This is a genomic window from uncultured Campylobacter sp., assembly GCF_938017615.1.
Taxonomy (GTDB): Bacteria; Campylobacterota; Campylobacteria; order Campylobacterales; family Campylobacteraceae; genus Campylobacter_B.
In genome coordinates this window covers 1-26,858 of the sequence record NZ_CALIJA010000167.1, presented here as the reverse complement: position 1 = coordinate 26,858, position 26,858 = coordinate 1, and the positions used below count along the sequence as shown (strand labels likewise).

At 47.9% G+C, this 26,858-nt stretch carries 22 protein-coding genes; 19 read left to right on the top strand and 3 right to left on the bottom strand.

Annotation, left to right across the window (positions count from 1 at the left end; all coding sequences use genetic code 11):
• Window positions 1-546: 546 nt before the first annotated feature.
• Window positions 547-1,746 carry a methionine adenosyltransferase gene (gene metK, locus Q0620_RS08675; RefSeq protein WP_298784525.1) on the bottom strand — a complete coding sequence of 400 codons (1,200 nt, stop codon included), beginning with the start codon at window positions 1,744-1,746 and terminating at the stop codon, window positions 547-549.
• A gap of 144 nt (window positions 1,747-1,890) precedes the next feature.
• Here metK and sstT point away from each other — a divergent pair, with 144 nt between their 5' ends.
• The 15 genes from sstT (at window position 1,891) to Q0620_RS08600 (ending at window position 19,172) form a co-directional block, all read left to right on the top strand.
• On the top strand, window positions 1,891-3,150 hold the full coding sequence (gene sstT / locus Q0620_RS08670; protein ID WP_298784524.1) for a serine/threonine transporter SstT: 1,260 nt from the start codon (window positions 1,891-1,893) through the stop codon (window positions 3,148-3,150).
• A gap of 109 nt (window positions 3,151-3,259) precedes the next feature.
• Window positions 3,260-5,173 (top strand): M3 family oligoendopeptidase, encoded by a 1,914-nt coding sequence (locus tag Q0620_RS08665; RefSeq protein WP_298784523.1) that lies wholly within the window; start codon window positions 3,260-3,262, stop codon window positions 5,171-5,173.
• 1 nt (window position 5,174) lies between these two features.
• Entirely contained in the window at window positions 5,175-5,582 is a 408-nt protein-coding gene (locus Q0620_RS08660; RefSeq protein ID WP_298784522.1) for a hypothetical protein, read from the top strand.
• Window positions 5,579-7,639 (top strand): UvrD-helicase domain-containing protein, encoded by a 2,061-nt coding sequence (locus Q0620_RS08655; RefSeq protein WP_298784520.1) that lies wholly within the window; start codon window positions 5,579-5,581, stop codon window positions 7,637-7,639. The genes Q0620_RS08660 and Q0620_RS08655 overlap by 4 nt, the downstream gene beginning before the upstream one ends.
• Window positions 7,632-8,480 carry a tRNA pseudouridine(55) synthase TruB gene (gene truB, locus Q0620_RS08650; RefSeq protein ID WP_298784518.1) on the top strand — a complete coding sequence of 283 codons (849 nt, stop codon included), beginning with the start codon at window positions 7,632-7,634 and terminating at the stop codon, window positions 8,478-8,480. The genes Q0620_RS08655 and truB overlap by 8 nt, the downstream gene beginning before the upstream one ends.
• Before the next feature lie 826 nt (window positions 8,481-9,306).
• Window positions 9,307-10,050, top strand: coding sequence for a 4-(cytidine 5'-diphospho)-2-C-methyl-D-erythritol kinase (locus Q0620_RS08645; RefSeq protein ID WP_298784516.1), 744 nt, complete (start codon window positions 9,307-9,309; stop codon window positions 10,048-10,050).
• A gap of 126 nt (window positions 10,051-10,176) precedes the next feature.
• Window positions 10,177-10,641: an SsrA-binding protein SmpB gene (gene smpB / locus Q0620_RS08640; RefSeq protein ID WP_177386608.1), complete on the top strand. Its 465-nt coding sequence runs from the start codon at window positions 10,177-10,179 to the stop codon at window positions 10,639-10,641.
• 56 nt (window positions 10,642-10,697) lie between these two features.
• Window positions 10,698-11,396 carry a TlpA family protein disulfide reductase gene (locus Q0620_RS08635; protein WP_298784513.1) on the top strand — a complete coding sequence of 233 codons (699 nt, stop codon included), beginning with the start codon at window positions 10,698-10,700 and terminating at the stop codon, window positions 11,394-11,396.
• On the top strand, window positions 11,386-11,691 hold the full coding sequence (locus Q0620_RS08630) for an ATP-dependent Clp protease adaptor ClpS (RefSeq protein WP_005871755.1): 306 nt from the start codon (window positions 11,386-11,388) through the stop codon (window positions 11,689-11,691). Before Q0620_RS08635 ends, Q0620_RS08630 begins: the two co-directional genes overlap by 11 nt.
• Window positions 11,692-11,706: 15 nt before the next feature.
• On the top strand, window positions 11,707-14,088 hold the full coding sequence (locus Q0620_RS08625) for an AAA family ATPase (RefSeq protein WP_298784511.1): 2,382 nt from the start codon (window positions 11,707-11,709) through the stop codon (window positions 14,086-14,088).
• Window positions 14,088-14,771 carry a leucyl/phenylalanyl-tRNA--protein transferase gene (aat, locus tag Q0620_RS08620; RefSeq protein ID WP_298784509.1) on the top strand — a complete coding sequence of 228 codons (684 nt, stop codon included), beginning with the start codon at window positions 14,088-14,090 and terminating at the stop codon, window positions 14,769-14,771. The genes Q0620_RS08625 and aat overlap by 1 nt, the downstream gene beginning before the upstream one ends.
• Before the next feature lie 62 nt (window positions 14,772-14,833).
• Complete coding sequence (locus Q0620_RS08615; RefSeq protein WP_298784508.1) at window positions 14,834-16,654, top strand: penicillin-binding protein 2; 1,821 nt, start codon at window positions 14,834-14,836, stop codon at window positions 16,652-16,654.
• A 412-nt stretch (window positions 16,655-17,066) separates the two neighbouring features.
• The gene (locus tag Q0620_RS08610) at window positions 17,067-18,302 is read left to right on the top strand and encodes a nucleotide sugar dehydrogenase (RefSeq protein ID WP_298784507.1); all 1,236 of its coding nucleotides are present in this window, start codon (window positions 17,067-17,069) and stop codon (window positions 18,300-18,302) included.
• Between the two features lie 57 nt (window positions 18,303-18,359).
• A complete protein-coding gene (locus Q0620_RS08605; protein WP_297882610.1) occupies window positions 18,360-18,488 on the top strand; it encodes a hypothetical protein in 129 nt (42 codons plus the stop codon).
• Between the two features lie 99 nt (window positions 18,489-18,587).
• Entirely contained in the window at window positions 18,588-19,172 is a 585-nt protein-coding gene (locus Q0620_RS08600; protein WP_298784506.1) for a hypothetical protein, read from the top strand.
• Between the two features lie 2 nt (window positions 19,173-19,174).
• Here the strand turns inward: Q0620_RS08600 and hemH are convergent, their stop codons facing one another.
• Together hemH and Q0620_RS08590 are read right to left on the bottom strand one after the other, a co-directional pair.
• Window positions 19,175-20,272 carry a ferrochelatase gene (hemH, locus tag Q0620_RS08595; protein ID WP_298784505.1) on the bottom strand — a complete coding sequence of 366 codons (1,098 nt, stop codon included), beginning with the start codon at window positions 20,270-20,272 and terminating at the stop codon, window positions 19,175-19,177.
• Complete coding sequence (locus tag Q0620_RS08590) at window positions 20,269-21,141, bottom strand: Gfo/Idh/MocA family oxidoreductase (RefSeq protein ID WP_297880129.1); 873 nt, start codon at window positions 21,139-21,141, stop codon at window positions 20,269-20,271. Before Q0620_RS08590 ends, hemH begins: the two co-directional genes overlap by 4 nt.
• Before the next feature lie 121 nt (window positions 21,142-21,262).
• Between Q0620_RS08590 and alaS the strand changes: the two genes are divergently transcribed.
• The 4 genes from alaS to Q0620_RS08570 are packed head-to-tail and all read left to right on the top strand — an operon-like array spanning window position 21,263 to window position 26,761.
• Complete coding sequence (gene alaS, locus Q0620_RS08585) at window positions 21,263-23,806, top strand: alanine--tRNA ligase (protein WP_298784503.1); 2,544 nt, start codon at window positions 21,263-21,265, stop codon at window positions 23,804-23,806.
• On the top strand, window positions 23,803-24,312 hold the full coding sequence (locus Q0620_RS08580) for a hypothetical protein (RefSeq protein WP_297961846.1): 510 nt from the start codon (window positions 23,803-23,805) through the stop codon (window positions 24,310-24,312). Before alaS ends, Q0620_RS08580 begins: the two co-directional genes overlap by 4 nt.
• Entirely contained in the window at window positions 24,312-24,857 is a 546-nt protein-coding gene (gene maf, locus Q0620_RS08575) for a septum formation inhibitor Maf (RefSeq protein ID WP_298784501.1), read from the top strand. Before Q0620_RS08580 ends, maf begins: the two co-directional genes overlap by 1 nt.
• Window positions 24,851-26,761 (top strand): PBP1A family penicillin-binding protein, encoded by a 1,911-nt coding sequence (locus Q0620_RS08570; protein WP_298784499.1) that lies wholly within the window; start codon window positions 24,851-24,853, stop codon window positions 26,759-26,761. The genes maf and Q0620_RS08570 overlap by 7 nt, the downstream gene beginning before the upstream one ends.
• The last annotated feature ends 97 nt before the right edge of the window (window positions 26,762-26,858 follow it).

The window sequence follows — 26,858 nt, the reverse complement described above, 5'->3', positions numbered from 1 at the left end:
TCAGCGCTTTTATCTTGCAAATGCCGCTTTTAAATGAAATTTGCTTCGGGTCTTTCTTTCTATATAAAAGCGGCAAACTTCAAATAAAATGCAAAATTTTAAAATTTACACGCTTAAACATCACAAGTAGGGAGAATTTAAAATTTTGTCTTTCGGAGATTAAGTAAAAAGCGCGTTAGAAAAAATTTTGTAGGTCAAATTTCATTTTAAGCGATTGCAGATTTAAAGCTTGTATGCAAATACTTTTAAAGCCTGCTCTAGTTAGAATTTATCACTAAACTAGACGGGCTCAGCCTTGGAATTTCAGCGCGCCAATTTTAAAATTTTGCGCGAGCTGGGCTTAAAATTTTAAAATTCGATTCTACATGCGAAAACTCTTAAATTTCGCGGCTTAGAATTTTGATGGAGAATTTTGCTGCAACGCTACTTTTGGGCGCGCGATAAATTACACGGCTGCAAAGCCGCGTAGAATATTGAGCTAGGCTCGCTGCTGCAAGCCTAGCGAATGCCGTAAGCTAAAAAGGCGCTACTGCAAAGCGTAAAATTTTATTTCAAAGCCTTAAAAAGCTCCACGCTGTCAAGCTGTTCCCACGGGTATTCGTCGTTTCCGACCTGTCCGCGCGCTGCGACGTCGGCGTAGAGAAAGCTTCCTTTGCCCGGGCGATCAAGGCCGAATTTATCGATGATCCAGCGCGGCGTGAGCGGAAATTTTTCAAGCACGAAAGCAGATAGCTCATCGTCGCTAGCCGCGCCTAAATTTGTCCCCATACAATCGACGCTGACGCTGACGGGCTTTGCGACGCCGATTGCGTAGCTGAGCTGGACGATGCATTTTTTCGCAAGCCCTGCTGCGACGATATTTTTGGCGATGTAGCGCGCCGCATAAAGCCCGCTGCGATCGACCTTAGTGTAGTCTTTGCTACTTTGAGCGCCGCCGCCTATCGGGCTGTAGCCGCCGAAGCTATCTACGATCAGTTTGCGCCCCGTTAGACCGCTGTCGTGAAGCGAGCTGTGATTTACGTAGCGGCCGGTAGGATTGATGTAGATGATCGTTTTACTCTTGTCGTAAAGCTCCTTCGGAAGCCCCGCCGAATCGATCAAATTTCCGATCAGATCTCGGACGCGCTCGATGCTCATGCTCTCCACGCAGGGCGCTGAAACCACGATCGTATGGATGCTTTGCGGCTTGCACTCCTCAAAATTGCTCTTCGTGCCGTAATCGACTGTAACCTGCGTCTTAATATCGACACCAAGCTCGTTGGGATGGGATTTTGCGTAGGCATAAACGTGATCGCAAAGAAACCTCGCGTAGGTGATCGCCGCCGGCATAAAATTTTTCGTTTCGCAGCTTGCGAAACCGAACATTATGCCCTGATCCCCCGCTCCGATCTCGCCGCCCTCTTGATCGACGCCTTGGTTGATGTCGGGGCTTTGCTGGTTTAAAAATACGTCCACTTGCAGATCCTGCGGATGCAGGCACTGTGCGCGCGTGAAATGAGGGTTGTCGTTGTAGCCGATCTTGCTAAGCGCGCCCTTTACGATGTGGCGGTAATCATCGTGAGTAAAATCGATCTTGGCGTTTACTTCGCCGCCGATTACTACGTGTTTGCCTGCGATGAAAACCTCCGCTGCGACGCGCCCGTTGGGGTCTTGCTTTAAAATTTCATCCACGATGCTGTCTGCGATGATATCGGCGCATTTATCCGGATGACCGGGGCTTACGACCTCGCTGGTAAATAGATACATATCTGCTCCTGATTAAAATTTCGGGGCATTTTATCTAACGAGGTTTTAAGATTGACTAAAAATTACGAAATTTCGCCCAAATTTAAATGCGCTTAAATAAAATTTCGATATATTTCAAACGACGTTTTGATTGAAAGGTAAAAAATGAGTTCGATTCAAAAATTAGTAGCCAGCTACAAAGATAAAAATCTAGTTCTGCGCATAGTTACAGGCTTGATAATAGGCGCCATTTTGGGCTTTGCCGCGCGTTCGACGGCAGGCGATATTGCGGCAGAGCACAATTCGTTTTTAATAAACGTAGTAGCTTTTGCGGAAATTTTAGGAAATTTATTCGTAGGCGCCCTTAAAGCGGTAGCTCCGATTTTAGTTTTTATCTTGATTTTAAGCTCGATCGTAAATAAACAATACGGCAGCGCAAGCGGTTTAAAACGCGTGGTTGTTCTATATATCGTAGGCACCTTTTTAGCCTCGTGCGTGGGGGTAGCAGCCAGCTTTTTATTTCCGACGCAGCTTGCTCTAAGCAATGTCGGTGCGGCAGAAAATACCGCTCCTGCGAGCGTTTGGATCGTGCTAAAAGATCTGCTTTTTAAGGTCGTAGATAATCCGCTAAACGCTATCGCGCACGGAAATTACGTAGGAATTTTAACCTGGGCGATAGGTCTTGGCGTCGCGCTTAAATTTTGTACTAATGAAACAAAGAAAATTTTTACCGATCTGAGCGAAGCGGTAACTAAAATCGTGCAGTTCGTAATCCAGCTCGCGCCGTTTGGAATTTTCGGCTTAGTAGCTTCTACCGTGTATCAAACCGGTGTCGATGCGCTGCTTGGATATGCGCGAATCGTAGTTGTGCTCGTAGGCGCGATGGCGTTCGTAGCCCTCGTGGTAAATCCGCTCATCGTCTTTGCGGTGATTAAGAAAAATCCATATCCGCTCGTATTTACCTGCCTGCGCGAAAGCGGCCTCACGGCGTTTTTCACCCGCAGTTCGGCGGCGAATATCCCGGTAAATTTAAATTTATGCAAAAAGCTCGGTATCAGCGACGAGCTAAGCTCGATCTCGATCCCTTTGGGAGCTACGATAAATATGGCGGGCGCTGCGGTGGTAATCGCGATCTTGGCGCTTGCCGCGGCTCATACGCTCGGCGTGCGCCCCGATTTTTGGACGGCGCTACTGCTTTGCGTGGTCTCGGCAGTCGGTGCGTGCGGCGCTAGCGGCGTGCCAGGCGGCTCATTGATGCTGATACCGCTTGCGTGCTCGCTCTTTAATATCTCAAACGATATCGCAATGCAGGTCGTCGCGATCGGCTTTATCATCGGCGTAATCCAAGACTCTGTAGAAACCGCGATCAATAGCTCCACGGACGTGATTTTTACGGCGATCGCGTCGCAAAGTATGCAAAAATAACTCACCTTAAAATTTACCGCAAATTCCGCTTAGACGGCGGATTTGCGGTTTTTAAAATTTTACTTATTCTTTTTTGATAAAATTATCCAAAAATTTTAAAAGGAAATCGATGAATTGGAATTTAGGCGAGCTGTTTGCAAACGAAGCGGAATTTAGCGCTGCGATAGATAGCGCGGCCGCGCAGGCTAGGGATTTTGAGCTTAAATTTAAAGATAAGCTGCACGCCCTTAGCGCGGAGGAATTTTTAGGCGCGCTTGAACTTTATGAGAGCATCAGCGAGCAGATCGGCAAGATAATGAGCTTTGCACATCTTAGCTTTGCGCGAGATACGAGCCTTGGAGCGCAGCAGGCCAAGACGGAGCAGGCTTGCAACGATATTTCGCAGAGCCTGCTTTTTTTCGAGCTCGAGTTTAACGAGCTTGACGCCGCAAAACAGGACGAATTTATCGCAGGGAGCGGGAGATTCAGATATTATTTGAGCCTGCTTAAGCAGCGCAAGGCCCACCAGCTAAGCTTGCCGCAAGAAAGCGTGCTTTTAAAAACTTCGCCCGTAAGCGGCGAGGCGTTTTCGCGGCTTTTTGACGAAAGTATGGCGCGGATGAGCTTTGATTTTCGCGGGCGCAAGCTTGGCGAGGAGGAAATTTTAAGTCTGCTTCATAGCTCCGATCGCGAGGTGCGAAAGGACGCCGCAGCCTCGCTAAGTGCGGTGCTAGAGCAAAACTCTCACCTGCTTGGCTACATCTACAATATGATCAAAACCGATCTTAAAATTCGCTGCGAGCTGCGCGGCTACGATAAAGCTGAGGCGGTGATGCACGAGGAAAATCAGATAAACATCGCAAGCGTCGATGCGCTGATCGCAGAGACGGAGCGAAGCTTCGGTCTAGTCGGCAAATTTTACGCCAAAAAGCGCGAAATTTTAGGCTACGACGCGCTGTATGATTACGACAGATACGCGCCTCTTGGGGGCGACGAGAGCGAGTTTAGCTTCGAGCAGGCTAAGCAGATCGTGCTTGCGGCGTTTGAAAAATTTAGCCCGAAATTTAAGCAGATCGCGCAGGTGGCATTTGAGCGAAACTGGATCGACGCAATGCCCGCGCAAAATAAGCAAAGCGGCGCATTTTCGCATTCCGGCTCGCGCGATACGCATCCCTTCGTGCTTTTAAATTTCACGCGCAAGCGCCGCGACATATTTACCCTCGCGCACGAGCTGGGGCACGCGATACATCAGTATCTAAGCTACTGCGTGGGCTATTTTAACTCCTTTACGCCGCTAACGACGGCTGAGACTGCGTCGGTTTTCTGTGAGATGCTGGTGTTTGATTATATGCGCGAAAATTTTTCAAATTTAAACGGCTCGCAAAATTTAAAAAGCGCCGCCGCCTCGGACAGTTCGCAAAATTTAAAGCGCGATGCTTCGCAAGAGGCTCAGGGTGGTGAAATTCCAAGCGAGCACGCCGTAAAACACGCCGCTTCGCAAAGCTCTGCGGGTTCGTGCGAATACGCAGCGCGCGATACGGATACGCCCTCGCAGACCGCAAGCGACAAGGCCGCGCTAAGAGCGATGCTTGCGGCAAAGATCGAGGATATCTTCGCTACGCTTTACCGCCAGATCGGATTTACGACCTTTGAGCGGCGCGTGCATGCGAGCGCGGATGAGCTAAGCGTTGAGCAGGTGGGTGAGCTTTGGATGGAGGAGTCGCGCAAGATGTTTGCGGGCGAGCTAATCTTGCAGGATCATTACAAAAGCTGGTGGAGCTACATCCCGCACTTCGTTCACACGCCGTTTTACTGCTACTCCTATGCCTACGCGCAGCTTTTTGTGCTTGCGCTTTACGGGCTGTATAAGAGCAATAGGCTCGAAAATTTCGTTCAAATTTACACTGAGTTTTTAAGCTCGGGCGGCAGCGACGCGCCGCAAAAGCTAGTGGCGAAATTCGGGTTTGACATCAATAAAAGCGAGTTTTGGCGCATCGGTATAGAGCAGGTCGCGGCGCTTGTAGATGAGTTTGTGAGGGATTAGGATGATAGATAAAATTTTAAAAGACGATAAATTTATCGCTGCGAGCAGTGCGAATATAGGCGCGGTTTTGGACTACGTTTTGGCTCTTGGATGCGGATTTGGCATCGTTGCGAGGACGGATCAGATAAAATTTGACCCGCCGCTGCCGGAGGAAATTTTAAAAAGCTTCAAAATACCCGCGATCTTTTTGCAGCTGGAGGAATACACGCTTTCTAGCGCGCATCTTAGCAAGGATGAGCTGGTTTTCGAGGCGGGATTTGGACCGCAGGATTTTGCAAGCACGCTTAGCGTGCCGTTTTACGCGGTCTTGCAGATCGTCGTGGACGGCAAGCCCATCGCGGTAAATTTTTCTAGTCCCGAATCCGAGTGGCTTAAGCGCGAAAAATCGCGTAAAATTTTCTCAAAATGAGCGATATTTTAGAAGGTCTTAATCCCGCTCAGCGCGAGGCTACGAGCCACGTGGACGGAGCGATGTTAATCTTAGCGGGTGCGGGCAGCGGCAAAACCAAAACGATCACCGCGCGCCTTGCTTACTTGCTCTCAAACGGCGTGCCTGCGGAAAATACTCTCACGCTTACGTTTACGAACAAAGCCGCCGCCGAGATGCGCTCGCGAGCGCTTAATCTGATAAGCGGGCTAAATTTAAGCAGCGTGCCGCTTTTGTGCACCTTTCATAAATTCGGGCTTTTGTTTTTGAAATTTCATATTAGCGAGCTTGGGCGTAGCGCAAACTTCCAAGTAATCGATACCGACGATAAGAAAAAGATCATCAAGGGCTTTGAGATAAATTTGCCCACGTCGCTATTGGCGGCTAAAATTTCAACCTATAAAAATTCCTTGATTGATCCCAAAGATATCGACGAGCTTCTAAAGGGCGAGGACGATGAGCTAAGCAGGATGTATAGCGGATTTTACGCGCATTGCGCTAGAGCGTATAAGCGCTACGAGGCGTATTTGGCGGCGAATAATCTTGTGGATTTCGATGATCTGCTGATCTTGCCGTATAAAATTTTAAGCGCGAATGAGCGGCTATGCGATGAAATTTCGCGCCGTTACGCCTATATCACGGTCGATGAGTATCAGGACACCAACGACATTCAATTCAAGCTGCTGCAAAAGCTTTGTACCGTGCACGAAAACCTCGTGGTGGTGGGCGATGACGATCAGAGTATCTACGGCTGGCGCGGCGCACGGATAGAAAATATTCTAAATTTTAAAGATCAGTTCTCAAACGTAAAATTTATTAAACTCGAGCAGAACTACCGCTCCACGGATGAAATTTTAAATGCCGCCAACGAGCTCATCTCGCATAACAAAAACCGCCTCGGCAAGAGCCTTACTAGCATGAACGGCGGGGGCGAAAAGATCGAAATTTTGCGTTCAGACGAGGAGAGTATCGAGGCGGCAAAGATCGCAGAAGCTATCAAAAAGCTGCTTTCAAGCGGCGTAACGCCCTCTCAAATCGCCGTACTTTACCGCGTAAACGCTCTTTCGCGCGCGCTGGAAGAGGGGCTGAATCGCGCCAAAATCCCGTATAAAATGGTAGGCGGCGTGAAATTTTACGAGCGAGCCGAGATCAAGGATACGATCGCCTATCTGCGCTTAGTAAACGACGAGCACGACGACTTTTCGATGAGGCGGATCATAAACGTGCCCAAGCGCGGCATCGGCAAGGTCTCGCTGGCGAGGCTCGAGGAGCTTTCGCGCTTGCGGCTCATCAGTTTATTCGACGCTTTTAGCGAGCCTGACGCGGGGCTTAGCGCCAAGGCGGCGCAGGCCCTATCCGAGCTTAAAAGTGGCATCGCTTCTATCTCCGCGCTAGCCGATACTATCAAAAAAATAGAGGCGCTGGAGCCCGTTTTCGGGCTAAAGGCTTACTACGCCTCGCTTCCGGACGGCGCCGACCGGGTAGCGAACATCGACGAGTTTTTGGCTATGCTAAAGGACGAAGCGAGCAATAAGCCCGATTTTGATCTGGCGGAATTTTTAAACGAGCTGAGCCTTCTTAGCGATCAGGACGCCATCATGGGAGATGCGATAAACATAATGAGCGTGCACGCAAGCAAGGGGCTTGAGTTCGAGCATCTTTTCGTAATCGGGCTGGAGGAGGGGTTTTTCCCGCTTTTGGGCGATAGTAGCGACATTGAGGAGGAGCGCAGACTCGCATACGTAGCGATTACGCGCGCCAAGCGCACGCTTACGCTTAGCTTTGCCGCTAGCCGCTTTTATCGCGGCAAGCGCGAGAGGCTCGATGCTAGCAGGTTTATATCCGAGGCGGGTTTGGTAGCTAAAGAGCCGCCGCGCGAGCAAAGCAGCGGCTTTAGTAAGGGCGAGCTGATCAAACACAAGCTATTTGGTATCGGACAGATCACGGCGGTAAACGGCGATCGGCTCACTATAAATTTCGGCGGAATTTCGCGCGTGATAATGTCAAATTTCGTAGAAAAGATCGGCTCTTATGAATAGATTGTTTTTGGCGGACAAGCCCGCGGGCATCGGCAGCAATAAATTTTTAAGTACTCTTAAGCGCAAATACGGCGTGAAAAAGGCGGGCTTTAGCGGCACGCTTGATCCCTTTGCGAGCGGCGCGCTGATCGTGGCATTCGGGCAATACGCGCGCTTTTTTAGGTTTTTAAAAAAGGAGCCAAAAGTTTACGCTGCGACGCTGTGGCTGGGCGCGCAAAGCCCAAGCGGCGATAATGAAAACATAGGGCGCGTGGAGCAAATTCCGCCGCTTTCGCGCGAGGTTTTAGATGCCGCGATGGCGCAAATGCGCGGCGAGATAAAATTTATCCCGCCCGCTTTCAGCGCTAAGAAAATTGACGGCGTGCGCGCATACAAGCTCGCTCGCGCGGGCGAAGAGGTGAGCTTGAAAGAGGCCTCGATGCGGGTTTTTGATGTCGAAATTTTAAGCTACGCTCATCCCTTCGTGAGCTTTCGCGTCGCACTCAGCGAAGGCGGCTACGTGCGCTCTTTCGCGCAAATTTTTGCAGAAAAGCTAGGCGCCACGGGCACGCTAAGTGCGCTTAGGCGGGAGAGTGAGGGAGTTTTTGACCTGCAAGATCCGCGCTTTGCGGATGAGGCGGCGCTAAATCCGCTCGAGTTTTTGGACCTCGCGCCAAACTTTTACGACGGCGACGCGCGCGACGTGATCTTGGGTAAAAAGCTTGCCGCAAAGGATCTGGCGAGCCGCTCGGACGGGCGCTATCTACTTATTTGCGGCGATTTTTACTCGATCATCGAGATTGGCGCGGGTGAGGTGAGGTATCTTTGGAATGACGTTCCGATCGCGGGTGGCGTGTTTTAATCGGCACCTCCAGCCTGAGACGGAATTTTAATCGGGCGGCCCTGGCTTGAAATTTGAGCGGTTATAAATACGGCGTGTTTTAAATTTGCTCGCATAGCGCGCCGCTATGCGCGGTTAAATTTTATCGTGTGGAGCAACGAGCGAGAGATCACGCTTTTTTGTTGCGCACAGATCGCAAATCGGTCTCAGGCGGCGTAAATTTAAACGTGCGGCTAGGCGGGCGACGCTCGCTTTTGAAAAGGAATAAATCTGCGGGGCTAAATTTAAACGCGGCGGAGCGGCTGGCGGCGTTTAAATTTGCTTGTGCCGCGCGATGGCGATGCGCCGCGAGATTAAAATTTAATGATTTAAAAAGCGCGCAGATCGGAGCTTAGTGTCGCGGCAAGCGGTCCTTGTCGAATAAAATTCCCACTCGCGGTAATGCGTAGTCTGCGCCGATGGGTTTGATTTTGCGGCGCACCGCTAAGCTAGATTTGCGATCTGGCGCGGCATACGGCTGTGCGACTTCGGTTGGCGGCTCGGTTTAGAATTTTAATTACGCGGATAGATTTGCGTTGCAAGCTGAAATTTAGCCGCGTGTATTGTGGATCTGAATTTCCGCGCTTTATAAAATTTACGTATCGGGCGCTGCGATTGCGGATCAAGTTTCGCACCGTGCGGCGGTGCGGTTAGAATTTTGCTAGCTCGGAATTGTAATCGTGCTAGATAGGGTTTCGCTGTATGCTGAAATTTAACTCGCGCGCGGATCGGAATTTTAATCGCGCTAGGTGGGCTTGCCGAGGGCTAAATTTAACGCAAACGCGCCAAAGCGTGGAAGGAGTAAAATTTGAAGGCTTATGCAAAGATCAATGTTTTTTTAAAAGTCGTCGGCACGCGCGGCGGCTACCACGAGATCGCCTCGCGCTTCGTGCTGCGCAGGGAGCTTTTTGATGAGATAAGCTTTGAGCGCGCGAGCGGCTTTGCGCTTGAATGTGGCGCCGCGCAGATTGAGGACAATATAATTTTAAAAGCCAAGGCGGCGCTCGAGCAGGCGGGCTTTGCGCGCGAGCTTGCGGAGTTTTTCAGCTCGCACAAGATCGTGCTTAAAAAACGTATTCCGATCGGCGCGGGTCTTGGTGGCGGCAGTAGCGACGCGGCGGCGTTTTTGCGGCTTGCGAACGAGGAATTAAGCTTAAAAATTTCGCGCGAGCGGCTTATAGCGATCGCGCAAAATATCGGCGCAGACGTCGCGTTTTTTGTTAGCGGGTTTGAGGCCGCAAACGTGCGCGGCATCGGCGAGATCATCGAGCCTTTCGAGGACCTCTTGCCCGCGATCGAAATTTTAACGCCCGCGATCTTTTGCTCCACCGGCGCGGTTTATAATGAGTTTCGCGCAAGCTTTATGCAAAATATAAACGCCGCGCAGGCGCAAGAGATGTTGCGTTTAAGCAGCGAGCAGCTGCTGGCGCAATATGGCGGCTTTCAGCTAAACGATCTTTTCGCGCCGTGCATAAAGCTATATCCGCAGATGAGCAAGTATCGCGATATGTTTTTAAGCGGTAGCGGCAGCAGCGTGTTTTTCTTAAAATAAGAATTCCAAGGCGCGCGGTTAAAATTTAAAAGCTAAATTTTAAAGATAAAATTTAAAATTCGCTCGCCCGCTTTTAAATTTAAGCAAAAACGGGCTAAGCTTAGGGCCAAATTTAGAAGGAAAAAGATGAAAGAACTGAGTAAAAATCGCAAGGCATTTCACGATTTTACGATACTTGAAAGCTTTGAAGCGGGCATCGTGCTAAAGGGCAGCGAGGTCAAAGCTCTGCGCGCGGGCAGGGGCAATCTCAAAGATAGCTTCTGTCGCGTGATCCGCGGTGAGCTGTTTTTGCTAAACGCCCATATCAGCTATCTTGAAAGCACCAACGCCCACTTTCGTCCAGACGAAGGGGCTGCGCGAAAGCTTTTGATGCACCGAAAGCAGATCGATAAGCTGCTTGGCGCGGTTAGTAAAGAGGGCCTTACTATCGTGGTTTTGTCGCTGTATCTGAATGATAAAAACCGCGTAAAGGCGCGTATCGCTTTGGCTAGTGGCAAAAATCTGCACGACAAGCGCGAATCGCTAAAGCGCAAGGAAGCCGACCGCGAAGCGCAAAGCGCGATGAAGCGATACGACAAGCATTCATTTTAAATTCACAAAACTTTGGTTAAAATGCGGGCTTTAAATTTAAACCCGAAGGAAATGCAATGAAGAAATTTTTACTATCATGTTTGGCGATTTTTGTTTTAAATGGCTGCGGAGATGATTCGCAGAAAAAGACGGGCTCTGCGGGCGAGAATCCTGCCGCGAGCGAGAATCAGATGGCAAAAAATTCCGCTCAAGATAAAAGTGGCGAGCGTATTGGCGGCGAGAGCGGCGAGGAGGTAGCTTTTACGCCGTTTAAAACGGGCGAACGATTTACGCTTAAAAGCGTCGTAGGCGGTGAGGTAACGATCGAGCGGACAGAAAAGGGCTTTAAGCTTGCGGACAGCGATAAAATTTTAATGTTTGATATTTTTGGTACTTACTGCCAGCCGTGCCGCATCGAAGCGCCGCATCTGATGGACTTTCAGCTAAAAAATTCCGCGGATTTTCTGATGGTCGGCTTGATTTATTTCGAGGACATTACGGACGCGCAAGTGATCGAAAATTTTACGAAAAAGTTCAACGCGTATTATTTCATCTCCAATTCAAAACAAAACGAGCGCATAGTGGGTCAAATTTTAAGCGACATCGGTTATCGCCATGCGCTTTCGATCCCTTTTAAAGTAGTGCTTAAAGATGGAAAATATCAAAGGCTTACCGACATTAACGAGGGCGATGAGCGGGGCAAGCCGTATTACTTAGGCATGGTCGATACCGATGTGATAAAAAGCGATATTGCCAGGATAAAAAATGGCAACTAAAACCGGCGTGCAGATTCGCACTCGCGCCAAAACAAAATCTTTTGTGCCTCGTCCGTATAAAGTAATTTTACTCAACGACGACGTGACGACGATGGATTTCGTGGTTTATATTTTGATGGAGATTTTCGCCAAAAACTTTAACGACGCCGTAGATTTAATGATGAAAGTGCACAAGCAGGGTCGCGCGGTTTGCGGCGCGTATCCTAAAGAGATAGCCGAGTGCAAGCAACAAGCGGTTTTACAAGCGGCAAAGGCCGCAGGATTCCCTCTTAGATGTGAGATCGAAGAGGATTAAATTTAAAGGAAAGCAATGATAGGATTTTTTTTAAACAAACATTTTGAACAAGCAATCAGCGTCGCAAACGACGGCGAGGACGAATATATCACTACTTCGCACGTAGTTTATGCGATTTTTAAATACAATAAGCCCTTCCATGGGCTCATCGCCAAAGAAATTCCGGATATTAACTACCTAAATATCTTGGATAATCTGGGCGGGCTTTTGGATATGATGCCTAAATCAAGCGGTAAGGATCCGGCGCAGACGATAGAATTTAAGCAGTTCTATACTGAATTAAATAACGCTAAAGAGCCTAAAAACGAGCTCGATTTTATGCTTAAAATTCTAAATGATAAGGAAAACGACTGCACTAAAATTTTAAATCACTACGGTATCAATGCTGCAATTTTTGAGCTTATCGTGCGAAAGTACAAATCCGCTTTCGATCACCGTGATGAGGTCGTTTCTCGCGATGAAGCCGCAGCGATTAAGCTAAACTCATACGATATCGATGATATCACGCATGCGATGAATTATGACGAAAGCCGCAGGCAGTGGCAGAATACGGAATTTGAGCCTGCGTTTGAGGGCGAAAAGGACGCCATAAACGAGCGCGATATTAAAAAAGACTCGCCTAGCTCACTTTATACAGCGAATCTCAATAAAATTGCGCTTGAAGGTAAGATCGATCCACTCATCGGACGCGAAAAAGAGATCGAAAAGACGCTGCAAACCCTCTGTCGCCGCAAGAAAAATAATCCGATCTTAGTGGGCGAAGCAGGAGTTGGTAAAACCGCGATCATCGAGGGTATTGCGCTAAAAATCGTCCGCGGCGAAGTGCCAGAAAAGTTAAAAAACAAGGTGATTTACGCCCTTGATGCTGGCGCGCTGATCGCAGGCACTACGTTGCGCGGGGAGTTTGAGGAGAGGCTAAAGGATCTCATAGACGAGTTTAGCGCCAATCAAAACGCGATTTTATTTATCGATGAAATTCACACGATCGTTGGCGCAGGCACGGGCAATCGCAACGAACTTGATATGTCAAACATCCTAAAACCTTCGCTTGCAAGCGGCGAGCTATCGGTCATCGGCGCTACTACATACGGCGAATACCGCTCGTTTTCGCAGGATAAAGCGCTTAGCCGCAGGTTTTGCAAGATCGATGTAAGCGAGCCTAGCATTGACGATAGCGTCGAAATTTTAAAAGGCGTAGCCAAAAAATATGAGGAATTTCACGGCGTGAAATTTAGCGACGAAATTTTGCGAGATAGCGTAACGCTTGCTAAAAAATATCAAAGTGATAAATTCCTTCCCGACAGCGCCATTGATCTCATCGATGAGGTGGGTGCGAGCTTTGCGTTTAAGCCGCACGAAGCTCCGCTTGAAATCAGTAAGGACGATTTGGTAAATACGCTTTCGATTAGCGCGAATATCGCAAATTTAAGCAGTAGTGTCGATAATAAACAAGTACTAAAAAATCTGGAAGCTAATATCAAGCGCGAAATTTTCGGTCAAGATGAGGCGGTTAGCAGCCTTTGCAAGGCACTTTTGCGCTCTTATGCCGGGCTTGGAGGCGCAAGCTCTCCGATCGGGGTATTTTTGTTCGCAGGTAGCAGCGGCGTGGGCAAAAGTGAGCTAGCCAAGGTCTTAGCCGCGCAGCTTGGAGTACATTTTGAGCGCTACGATATGAGCGAATATATGGAAGCTCACAGCGTCTCGAGGCTCATCGGAGCACCTCCTGGATACGTGGGCTTTGAAAACGGTGGAATTTTAACGAATAACATCAAAAAGCACCCATATAGCGTCATTTTATTTGATGAGGTAGAAAAAGCTCATCCTAGCATGACGAATATTTTTTTAGGAATTTTCGATAACGCAAGTCTTACCGATAATAACGGCGTTACGACCGATTTTAAAAATACGATCATAATAATGACGTCGAATTTAGGCACGAAAGAAGCGCCGCAGGTCGGATTTACAAAAGATGAGAGCTATAAAGTAGATAGTGCTATAAGAAGCTTCTTTGCGCCAGAATTTCGCAATCGTATCGATAAAATCATAAATTTCAACCGCCTAAGCACCGAAATTCTAGAAAAGATCGTGGATAAGACTATCGGCGAGCTGGAGTCGCAGCTAAAGAACGTAAAGATTAGTCTAAACAAGGAAGCAAAAGATTTGATTATCTCACGCGGTTATTCGGATGAGTTTGGCGCGCGAAATTTAAAGCGCGAGATCAGCTCTCAGATCAGCGATCATATAAGCGGCGAGCTGCTTTTTGGCGCGCTGCAAGAGGGCGGCTTAGTTAGCGTGAGCGTAAAAGACGGCGAGCTAAGCTTTAGCTTTGCTTCTACGCCTTTGCCACAGATAGAAAAAAAGCAACCCGCACTAGCTCAAAGCAGTGTCGTTAAATAATGGCTCGGTTTTACGATTTTCCAGATCCTATGGATGCGCCCGATTTTGCGCCGCTTGCAAGTGGCGGCGATCTGAGCGAGGATTGTTTGCTTAGCGCTTATAGCGCAGGGATATTTCCGTGGTTTAGCGAGGATGAGCCGATTTTATGGTGGTCGCCCAATCCACGCGCAGTGCTTGATCCGCGTGAAGTGCGTGTGCAAAAGTCCATCAAGCCCTATCTTAAGCGATATGAAGTGAAATTTGACGCAAATTTTAAGGGCTTCATCGAGCGCTGCAAAGACGTGCGCAAAAAAGAGAGCGACGGCACGTGGATCAGCGAGCAGATCGTGCAGGCTTACTCGCGTTTGGCAGCAGACGGCTACGCTCACAGCGTCGAGACATACGAGGACGGCGAGCTTGTGGGTGGGCTATACGGGCTAATTTTTGGGCGGGTGTTTTGCGGCGAGAGTATGCTGAGCCTAAAGAGCAACGCTTCGAAAGTCGCGCTGATTAGGCTTTGTGAGGTGCTTGCAAATTTCGGCTTTCTAATCGATTGTCAGATTATGAACGAGCATCTGAAATTTATGGGTGCTAAAGAGATGCCGCGAGCGGAATTCCTCGCTCTATTTGCTGAGCTTAGTGCGCAAGATAGCGGCTTTGAGCGCTTTGCGGATCTTAAAGTTCCGCGCGGAGCGCAGCATTGAGTCAAAGCTTGAGATGCAGCAGCGTAAAAAATGCGCGGAATTTAGAATTTTAAAGAAATAAGATGTGGCAAAGAGATAAAAGCTCCTCGGTCGGTATGATTATTGTGATGTTTATATTCGTGCCGGCGGCGCTTTTTGTATTTTTGGCGATTTTATATTTTTGGGGCAGCACTGAGCGCAAGCTACCGCGCCTGGATGTCAATGAAACCAACAGCGCGATCCGCGGCGCGATAATCGCAAAAGATAACTACGTCGCGGCAAATTCCGTCAAACTCTACAAAGTTAGCGTCGATGCGCGCAGCATCGATAAAAACAAGCTTGATCTTTTCGTACGGTTATACTGCATCTACACGGGCGATAGTGAAAAGCGCGTCAAAAGCGCGATCGAGGGCTCTGGCGGCACGACCGTGCTGTCGTATAAGATCGATGCCAAAACCGCAGTGCATCTAAAAGAGCTTGCGTATAAGCTAAATTTAAAAAAGGTCTTTGTCAGCTTCATAGGCTCAAACGGCAGGTTAAATCCGCCTATCCGCATGAGCGTGACCGAAAGCGGCGAGAAGCGCAGCTACAATGTCGGCGATTCGCTCACTCCGTTAATCGGCTATATCAATAAAAAAGAGGTTGATGGTATCACCAAGGTTAGCGGCATCAAAGGGATCGAGAAATACTACGAGTATTATCTAGCGCCGGTTAGAGATGAGTTTATCATCGGCCCGCGCGATATCGGCGGCAACATCATCCTAGAGCGCAGCAGCAAAAAAACGGGCAGGATCGACGGCTACAACGTCCGTCTAAGCGTGCCACTAACGCTGCAAAGAAAGATAGAGCGCCTAAGCGATGAGGGCGCTGATAATTACGATGCGCGAGAAATCGTGGTGGGCATTATGAACTCCAAAACGGGCAAAATTTTATCTCTTGCGACCAATGCCCGTTATGATCCCTCAAACATCACAAAAAACGATCTTAAGAATTTAAATTTTACCGCGAGCGAATACGCCTACGAAGTGGGCTCGATTATGAAGCCGATAATTTTCGCAATCGCCTATGATGCCAAAGCCGTCAAACCGGGCGAGATCATTAATACCTATAACGGCAGCTATAAGCTTGGTACTCGCACGATCCGCGACACGCACCCGGCTAAGCAGATGAGCGGCGAGGAGATCATCATCCACAGCTCAAATATTGGAATGATTAAAATTTCGGAGCGGCTGGAGGGGCAGGCTATTTATGATGGGCTGATGAACTTTGGTATGTCGCAAAAAACGGGCATTGATCTGCCGTATGAGCAAAGTGGAAATATCCCAAGCATCAAAAGCCTGAATAATAAAATTTACAAAGCCACGATCAGCTACGGCTACGGTGCGCAGATGACCTTCCTTCAGATGCTCAATGCCTATACCGTCTTTAACAACGGCGGCGTCATGATTAGCCCGCGCCTAGTCGAAAATCTCGAAAATAATGGCAAAACTTACACCGTTAACGAAAGCGAAACCCACCAGGTAATCTCTAAACCTACCGCTGACGTAATAAAAGGAATTTTAATCAAAACGGTTGAGAGTGGCACGGGGCGCAAAGGGCGGGTAGCGGGGCTGCAAATCGGCGGCAAGACGGGCACTGCGCGTATCGCTAAGGGGGGCGGCTATTCGAGCGCCTATAATAGCTCGTTTTTTGGCTTTGCCAACGACGCGGACACCAGCTACACGATCGGCGTTTTGGTGCGCGAGCCTAAAAGGGGCAGCTACTACGCCGCTCAAAACGCGCTGCCGATCTTTAAGCGCGCGGTAGGAATTTTGATAGAGGAGGGCTATCTAAAGCCCGCAGCCGACGCAAACGCTACGCAAAAGGTCGAGATCAAGGATGAGGCAGTTGAAATTAAAGATTAAATTTGCTAAATTTCGCGAGGTTTTTTAAAATTTTGCGGCGATGAAATTTCACGGAATTAGGCGCGGCTTTTTGAAATTTTACGGCGTTTAAATTTTATAGCGCAGAATTCTAGCGGCATAGAATTTATCGGCGTAAAATTTTAACGGCACGGCGATGGAATTTTATCGTAACGCGGGATTTTGGCGCGGTAGTAAAATTTCATATCAAGGCAAAATTTTAAATTTGCCGTCGCGCAAGTAACGCAAGCAAAATGGCGAGCAAGCTTAATTGCTTTAAATTTTTAAGACGCAGCGCTATAAATTCGTGCTGTATGTCTGCGCGGGTATGAAATTTAGCGAGTTCGGCTGCGAAATTTAACGATGAAATTTAACGCAAAGAAAAGAGGAAAATATGAAAGCAAGTGAGGGAAAAATGAAAATAGCAATAATCGGACTTGGCTACGTGGGGCTTCCTTTGGCGGCGGCGTTTGCGGCGAAACACGAGGTTGTGGGCTTTGACGTCTCGCAAGAGCGCATAGACGAGCTGCGCGTCGGGCACGATCGCACGCTGGAGCTTAGCGACGATGAGCTTGCTGCGGCGATTCGAAACGGGCTTAAATTTAGCGCAAATCTAGATGATATGAGGCAGAGCAATTTTTATATCGTGTGCGTGCCGACGCCCGTAGATAGGCTAAATCGTCCCGATCTTACGCCGCTATTAAAGGCCAGCGAAAGCGTCGGCGCCGTGCTTAAAAAGGGCGACATCGTCGTGTATGAAAGCACCGTCTATCCGGGCGCTACGGAGGAGGACTGCGTGCCGGTACTGGAGCGAGCTAGCGGGCTAAAATTTAACCGCGATTTCTTCTGCGGATATTCGCCCGAGCGGATCAATCCGGGCGATAAAATTCACACCGTCACTAAGATCAAAAAGATCGTCTCGGCAAGCACTGCTGAGGCTTTGGACGTCGTAGATAGCGTCTATCTTAGCATCCTGCAAAACGGTACCTTTCGCGCTAGCAGCATAAAGGTCGCCGAGGCCGCGAAGGTGATCGAAAACACCCAGCGCGACATCAATATCGGCTTTATCAACGAGCTTGCGATTCTGTTCGGCAAGCTCGGTATCAACACCAACGACGTCATCGACGCGGCGGCTACGAAGTGGAATTTCTTAAGCTTTCGTCCGGGACTCGTAGGCGGACATTGCATCGGCATCGATCCATATTATCTGGCGCAGAAGGCGACCGAGGTGGGCTATCACCCCGAAATCATCCTCTCAAGCCGCCGCATCAACGACAATATGGGAAGCTACGTCGCTACGGAGGTCGTTAAGATGATGATAAAATACGACGAAAAGGTAAAGGGCGCGAAGGTCTTGATCTTGGGCCTTACGTTTAAAGAAAACTGCCCCGACACCCGCAATACGCGCGTCGTAGATATGATAAACGAGCTTAAAAATTTCGGCTGCGAGGTAAGCGTCTATGATCCTTGGGCGAGCGCCGCCGACGCCAAGAGATACTACGACATCGATCTGCTGCAAAAGCCCGACTTGCGCAAATTTGACTGCGTCGTAATCGCCGTAGCGCATAAGCAGTTTTTCGAGCTTGATTATGCAGGCTCGCTGGTTTACGACGTGAAAAACGTCTATAAAGGCGCACAAGGAAAGCTCTGAAATTTAGCTTGGGGGTTAAATTTAGACTTCTAAATAGGCGGTTTAGTGGGGATAAGGATGAACGAGGCAAGGCTCGAAGAGCTAAAGAAAATTCTAAACGAACGACGTCAAAATTTAGAGCGAGGCTCACAGGAAAATTCTGACGCTCAAAATTCCAATGCCTTAATTTTAATAAAGGAGATATAGATGAGTAGAGGAAGTGTTGATAAAAGGTGTACTTATTACAGGTGGTTTTAAATCGCTACAAGAATATTCTGATTTGCCAAAAGCTACTAAAGGAATACAATGAAAAACCCGCTTTACTACGTAGATTATTGGTATGATTTGATTAAATTCGGCTTTGATCGGAAGCATACTTTTATAACGCTAATCGTTGTTTGCGTTTCATTTATCGCACCGATACTTCTTTTGATAGCATATCAAAGCGCACCTAGTAGAAAAAATATAGAAGATCCTTTTGTTTTTGTTGGAACTATAAGCGAATTTCATAAATATGATAGCTATCGTGGCGGAACCGGCTGCAATATATCCGTGCGAGGAAGCGGTAAAATTTTTGATCTGCATATCGGAAATAGCAAGACAGATTATGAACAATTCGGTATGCAATTTTGTGATTTAATTTACAAAAACTATATAGATCAAATTTGCGTAAAAATTAAAATGTCGGAGAGATTTTTAAATGAATACGGGTATTGCGATGGAACAAAAAAACATACTTCAAATGCAGAGGATTGGGATAAATTATATTTTCAAAGGAAAATGCTAAGCTTAACTAGTATATTGCTCTTTTTATCCGCGTTGTATTCAATCCTCAAGCTTCATAAAGAATATAAAAAAATCCAAACGGAAAGATTAAATTTTAATCTCTAAATTTACAGCGCCTGCGCGAGTATAAATTTCGCAAAATCCTCGCGGGAGTTCGGGCATTTGCACACTTCGTAGTATTCATAACCCAGCTCGCGCGCCCTGGCTCGATAAAAAATATCCAGCTCAAAATCGGTCTCGGAGTTATCCACGCAAAACGCGATCGGGAATATCAGTGCTTTTTTGCTTTGCAGATCTCGCAAAACGTCCGCGATATTGGGCTCTAGCCACTTCACGGGGCCAAGGCGCGATTGATACGCCAAAATGATCTCTTTAAATTTAATCCCGCGCGCAGCCAGCAGATCTTTTAAAATTTCCACGTGCGCCTCTACCTGTGCCTCGTAGGGATCGCCCGCGGCGATCATTTTTATCGGCAGCGAATGCGCAGAAAATATGAGCGAAATTTGCGAAATTTCATCCGCACTAAATTTTGCGACGCAGCTCGCGATTAAATTTAGTAAAATTTCGTTGTAAGCGGCGCTATCGTAGAAAATATCAACTATCTTATAATTTTTTATACCGAGCCGCTTAAGTGCCGCCTCGGCAGAGCACAGGCTAGATTGCACCGTAGTTTTTGAGAAGTGCGGATACAAAGGCATCAAAATTGTCTCGTCAAAATCCGCGTATTTTTTAAGCACATCTTCTGCAAATGGCGGCGTGTAATTCATCGCATAATCGCAAACCAGCTCGTCTATCGGTTTTTCATTCTGCGGCGCCTCATTTTGCAGCGCCTCGCTCTGCGTCGGGGCGTCTTGCGGCGGCTTGCTCTGCAATGAAATGTCTTGCGGCGGCTCATTCGCGGCGCCCGCATCCGCTGCATTTTCAAATTTTAATCCCGCGCCTAATTTTGCTCGCGCGAGTAAATTTACCCGCTCGCAAAGCGCTTCGGTGATGGAGCATATCGGCGAGCGCCCGCCCAATTTTTCGTAGTTGCTGCGTGCCGATGCGGTTCTGCTTTTTACGATGAGCGCGGCTAAAACGCTACGCCAAAAATCGCTCTTAACGCCCAAAATAAAGGGGTCATTAAACATATTTTTTAAAAAAACTTCAACCTCGCTCAGATTGTTCGGACCGCCCATGTTGAGTAAAATTAGGGCTTTTTTCATGAGATGATTTCTCTGATTTTTATCGCGTCCTCAACGCTTGCAAGACCTGCGTTAGTGCTGCTGTCGCACATCGCGCAAAACGCTTCGTGTTCGCGGCGTAGCGAAAAATCGTCGCGATCGACGCGCAGATTTACGCGCCCGTCAGGCGTAATTTTAAAAAGAGTTATTGAGATTAGATCGCCGAAATACACACCGCTGTCGGTGCAAATCTCGATACCGTGGCGCCTGATCGGATAGAGATTGGACTGCATTAGCGTGCAATAGCAGCCGCTTTTTGTGTGAAGCGTCGCGCATGCGGCTAGAGTGCGCTCTTTAGAGATATTTTTGCTAAGTTCTATGCAGGCGATCTCGCTGTGAGAAAGCAGCCGCACAAGATCGATATCTCTAAAAAGGGCATTGGCGACAATATCTGCTCTATCATCGTTTGCAAAACCGCTTACAAAGCTCATCGAAAAAATTTTATCCCCCTTGGCAAGCTCGCGTAGCAAGGATACGATGACGGGATTGTAGCGGTCGGAGTAGCCTACGGCTAGGCGCGTGCCGTTAGTAGTGACTGCGTAATTTATCTCTCTAGCTTCGGCTAGGCTTTGTGCGAGCGGAGATTCTACAAAGATATTTTTGGTAAACGGTAGGCATTTTAAAATCAGCTCTTTATGCGATGGCGGGGGAGCCGTGATGACTACGGCGTCGGGCTTGGCGACGTTAAAAAGATCGGTTAGATTATCAAAGACCGGATAGCGCGGGCCGAAATTTTCACTGCTGCCCTTATGATAAAGCGCTACAAGCTCGAAATAATCGCTCCTTCTTAGCTCGCTGAAGTGCTTTTGACCAAGCTCGCCCATGCCTATGATCGCTATCTTTTTTTTCATCGCCATGCCCTAAATTTAATCTTTCGCGCCATTATAACTAAGAATGGTTAAAATTTATAATTTTTAAAATCTAATTTAGCTAAAATGCGCCTTTAAAATTTAACTTGAAATAGGACAAATCATGGATATTAGAAGCGAATATTTAAATTTCTTTGCAAGCAAGGGGCATCAGATCATCCCCAGCGCGCCGCTAGTGCCAGATGATGATAGCTTGCTTTTTACCAATGCGGGCATGGTGCCGTTTAAAAGTATATTTACAGGAGCCGTACCGCGCCCGACGCCGCCTATCCGCACGAGCTGTCAGACCTGCATCCGCGCCGGCGGCAAGCACAACGACCTAGACAACGTCGGCTACACCGCGCGCCACCATACGTTTTTTGAGATGCTTGGAAATTTCAGCTTCGGCGAGTATTTTAAAGAGCAAGCGATCGCCTATGCGTGGGAGTTTATCACTGAAATTTTAAAGCTTCCCAAAGAAAAACTCTACGTCACCGTGCACGAAAAGGACGACGAAGCGTTTGGGTTCTGGGCGCGCCACATAGCGCAGGAGCGCATATATCGCTTCGGCGACCACGATAACTTTTGGGCGATGGGCGATACGGGACCGTGTGGACCGTGCTCGGAGATCTTTTACGACCAAGGCGGCGAGCACTTTAATACGCCTGAGGACTACATGGGCGGCGACGGCGACAGATTTCTTGAAATTTGGAACCTAGTTTTCATGCAGTACGAGCGCAGCAGCGACGGCAAGCTAACTCCGCTACCAAAACCTAGCATCGACACGGGCATGGGGCTTGAGCGCGTCACGGCGATTAAAGAAGGCAAGTTTAGCAACTACGACAGCTCGCTTTTTATGCCGCTAATTGATGAGGTTGCAAAGCTTTGCGGCAAACCTTACGTTTATGAAAGCGGCGCGAGCTATCGCGTCATCGCCGATCATATCCGCTCGGTTACGTTTTTGCTAGCGCAGGGAACAAATTTTAATCGCGAGGGTAGAGGATATGTTTTGCGTAGAATTCTGCGCCGTGCCGTTCGCCACGGCTATCTGCTCGGTATAAAAGAGCCCTTTATGTATCGCCTCGTGGATAAAGTATGCGAGCTGATGGGCGGGCACTATGCCTATCTGAACGAGAAAAAGCAAGCCGTAAAGGAGCAGATCAAACTCGAAGAGGAGCGGTTTTTCGCCACTTTGGCAAACGGCATCGAGCTTTTTAACGAGGAGCTTGCGCGCACTAAAGAAATTTTTAGCGGCGAGGTCGCGTTTAAGTTATATGATACCTACGGCTTTCCGCTCGATCTGACCGCCGATATGCTGCGCGAGAAAAATTTGCGCGTGGATGAGGCTAAATTTGACTCGCTTATGAGCGAGCAAAGGCAGATAGCTAAAGCCGCATGGAAGGGTAGCGGCGATAAAAACGTTCGTGGCGATTTCAAGGCGCTGCTAGAGAAATTCGGCGAGAATAAATTTAGCGGTTACGAAGAGCTTAGCCGCACGAGCAAGGTTTTAGCGCTACTTAACGAGGATTTTGCGGAAGTGGATGAGCTCAAAGCCGGCGATATCGGCTGGGCGATGTTTGATATCACTCCGTTTTATGCACAAAGCGGCGGTCAGACGGGCGATAGCGGCGAAGTGGAGTCCATAGCCGATGTGTTTGATACGCAGAAATTTTATGGGCTAAATTTATCCCACTTGCGCCTTAATCGTAACCTAAAAATTGGCGATATCGTCGGGCTCAAGGTTTCTGAGGAGCGTGAGCAGATTGCACGCCATCACAGCGCGACGCATCTTTTACACGCGGCGCTTCGTGCGGTGCTAGGGGCTCATATCGCTCAAGCAGGAAGCTTAGTCGAAGCAGACCGCTTAAGATTTGACTTCTCGCATCCTAAGGCACTTAGCGACGAGGAGCTATCTAAAATAGAGGAATTTGTAAATAATGCCGTTTTCAAGGGCTGTGCGGCAAAAACTGAGATTATGGATATAGATGACGCTAAAAACAGCGGTGCAATCGCGCTTTTTGGCGAAAAATATGGCTCAAAAGTGCGCGTTGTGAGCTTCGGAGAGATTAGTAAGGAGCTTTGCGGCGGAATTCACGTGCGTAATTTAAGCGAGATAGGACCGTTTTTTATAGTTAAAGAAAGCGGCGTAAGTGCGGGTGTTAGGCGTATCGAGGCGGTTTGTTCGCGCGCTGCTTTAAATTTAGCGCTTCAAAATCGCGCTAAGCTTGCCGAAATTTCTGCGGAGCTAAAAGGGATTGAGCCTCTCCGTGCGATTGAGAAATTAAAAGATGAGATCAGATCGCTAAAAGATCAGATCAAGCATGCAAGCAGCTCCCATGCACTGGCTTTTTTAAATGTCGGCGATACTAAACTTTGCGTAGCCTCGGTCGAAAGCGGTGATATAAAAACTATGATAGACGAGTTTAAAAATAGCCACGAAAAGGCGGCGATAATGCTGATGCAAGTAGGCACCGACGGCAAAATTTCAATCGCGGCAGGCGTTAAAAACGCGCCGATCAAAGCGGGCGAGTGGGTTAAGCTAGCGGCGCAAATTTTAGGCGGCGGCGGCGGTGGACGCGATGATTTTGCGACCGCAGGCGGCAGGGATGTGCTAAAAATCGAAGAAGCGATCAAAGAGGCGATCTCTTACGCAAAAGGTAAAATTTGAACGAAATCGATACCGGCTTCATCAAAGCCTCGCAAATTTTGCCGCTGATTCACATTTTAAGCGTGATTTTTTTGATCTGCGCGCAGATCTGCGTATTTTTGATCGCGCGGATTTTTATGAATTTAAGCAGTAAAAGCCAAGCGGATGCGAAGGATGTAAAATTTGCAGAAATTTTACGATATATGAAACGCTATGAGCAGTTCTTTGCACTATTTTTGGTGATCGTTTGCGTAAGTGGATTTTTTCTTGCGGACGGCGGAAGTTTTAAATTTTCAGATCCTATGGTAAAAGGTGCGATTGCCACGTTGTGGGCTGGCGCCGGCTTTATACTACTAAATTTTATCTACATGCATTATAAAATTTCATCTTTGAAGCGAGCTTTGGATGCAGGAGATGAGCTTGAGGCGAATGAGCATTTAATCATCGTCGTTAAATATTTCATCCCGTTAAATATCGTAGTCACGCTGATTTGCGTTTATCTAGGCGTGACGGTGGGCGAGTTTTGATGATTTATTTAGCTTCCAGTTCGCCTACTAGAGCACAAATTCTAAAGGATAACGGCGTAGAATTTACGCAAATTCCTTTTAATTTCGACGAAAGCGGCGTTAGTAAGGACGATGCACGCACCTATGCTTACCGCGTTGCTGTAGCCAAGAAAGTGCAGTTTTTTAAAATTTATAAAAATTATGATAGAGTGCTGTTTGCCGATAGCTCTGTGCTTGCCGGCGGCGAAATTTTAGGCAAGGCGCGGGATGAAGCGGACGCGTTAAGGATGCTGCGAGCCCAAAGCGGTGCTAGCTGCGCCGTTTATACTGCGATGATTTTTTGCAGTAAGGCGTTAGAGCTTTCGGCACTTAGCGTCGCAAGCTTTGAATTTGCGGAATTTACTGAAGCGGATTTAAAAGGTTATATCGCTAGCGGTGATTGGCGCGGCAAGGCGGGTGCGATGAGTATCGAAGGCTTTAACGAAAAATATATCAAAAGCTCGCGTGGGTCAAAATTCACGGCGATGGGGCTTGATCTGGAAATTTTAAAGAGGTTTATATGGTAAGAGTTTTATTTAGTTTTATTACGGTTTGCGCGTTCGCAGCAGGCGGCATCTTTTTGTATTTTTATTCGCAGATCCGCTTGGAATCGGACTCCATAATCAATTATCATCCAGAGCTCACGACTAAAATTTACGATCGCAACGGCAATTTGATAGCCAATGTTTTTAATGAACAAAATAGAATTTACGTAAAATTCGACGAGATTCCAGGCCGCGTGATCGAGGCGCTCGTAGCTATCGAGGATACGGCGTTTTTCGAACACGGCGGTGTGAATGTCGAGGCGATTTTTAGGGCGATTATTAAGGATGTCAAAGCGATGAAATTCGTCGAAGGAGCCTCCACGATTACGCAGCAGATCACGCGAAATTTAGTTCTTTCGAGCGAAAAGAAGCTTGATCGCAAGATCAAAGAAGCGATCCTATCGCTTAAGATAGAAAACGCCCTAAGCAAGGAACAAATTCTAGAGCGTTACTTCAACGAGGTGTATTTCGGGCACGGATATTACGGCATCCGCACGGCGGCTTTAGGATATTTCAAAAAAGATTTGCAAGATTTGAGTCTTAAAGAGATCGCGATTTTAGTGGGTTTACCGAAAGCTCCTAGCAGCTTTGATCCTACTAAGCACCTAGATTTGTCGCTTTCGCGCGCCAATAACGTGATTTATAGGATGCATGAGCTCGGCTGGATAAATAAGACCGAATATGAGCTTGCGATGAACGAGCAGCCTACGATTTATAATGAAACGCTCACGCAAAACGCAGCGCCGTATGCCGTAGATGAGATCATAAAAGAAGCGGAAAAAATTCTACCGGACGTCCGCACGGGCGGATACCGCATAGATACGAGCCTTGATCTAAAGGCGCAGGCGATGGCGCAAGATGCATTAGTTTTCGGCTACAATGAAATTTTAAAGCGCAACAAAGACGCCAATGCAAGCAACGTAAACGGCGCTATGGTCGTCACGCATCCGCAAAATGGCGAAATTTTAGCCTTAGTAGGCGGCGTGGATTACGCGAAATCAAATTTCAATCGCGCCAGCCAATCCCAGCGCCAAACCGGCTCCAGCTTCAAGCCTTTCGTCTATCAAATCGCCCTTGATATGGGCTACTCGACGATGACTGAGGTGCCCGATATAGCTAGAGAATTCGACGATGGCAGCGATAAAACGTGGAAGCCAAAAAATTACGACAAGACTTACAGCGGCTACATCACGATCAAAGAAGCCTTAACTCGCTCGCGCAACCTTGCCTCGATCAATCTGATGCAATCTATCGGCGTTGATCGCGCGGTAAAAAAGCTGGGCGAGTTCGGCTTTAAAAACGTCCCGCCAGCCCTGTCGGTGGCTATCGGCAGCTACGGAATTTCGCCGCTTGAATACTCTACGATGTATTCGATGTTCCCGGGGCTTGGGATTACTGCAAAATCAAAATTTATCGTTTCGATTACCGATAAGGACGGCAAAACTCGCTTTATAGAGCCTGAGCGCCGCCGCGTGCTGCGCCCTGAACAGGCGTATCTGATGACTACGCTACTAAAAAATATCGTGCAGCGCGGTACCGGTACTCGCGCGCGTGTGCAGGGCATCGACATAGCGGGCAAAACAGGCACCTCAAATGATAGCATAGATGCATGGTTTTGCGGCTTTACGCCGGATTTGCAGATCATAATCTGGTACGGCAACGACGATTATAAACCTATGCGAAAGGTCGAGGGTGGCGGACGTACCGCAGCACCGGTGTTTGCAAAATTTTTAGATGCCTATTTAAAAGAATATCCGCAAACCAAGCGCAATTTTACCATCCCGGACGGCGTTTTCAGTCGCCAATACAACGGCAAGGAGGAGTATTACACTAAAATTTCGCCGCTTCCTAAACCCCGCGAAAGTAGCAGCGACGGATCATTGTGAATTTAGTTTAAGCGTAATTTAAATTATAGATTAGGAGTATGCGAACGACGGATTTTAGTGTGGAATTTTTTATAAAGATTAAAAATATTAAAGGCTC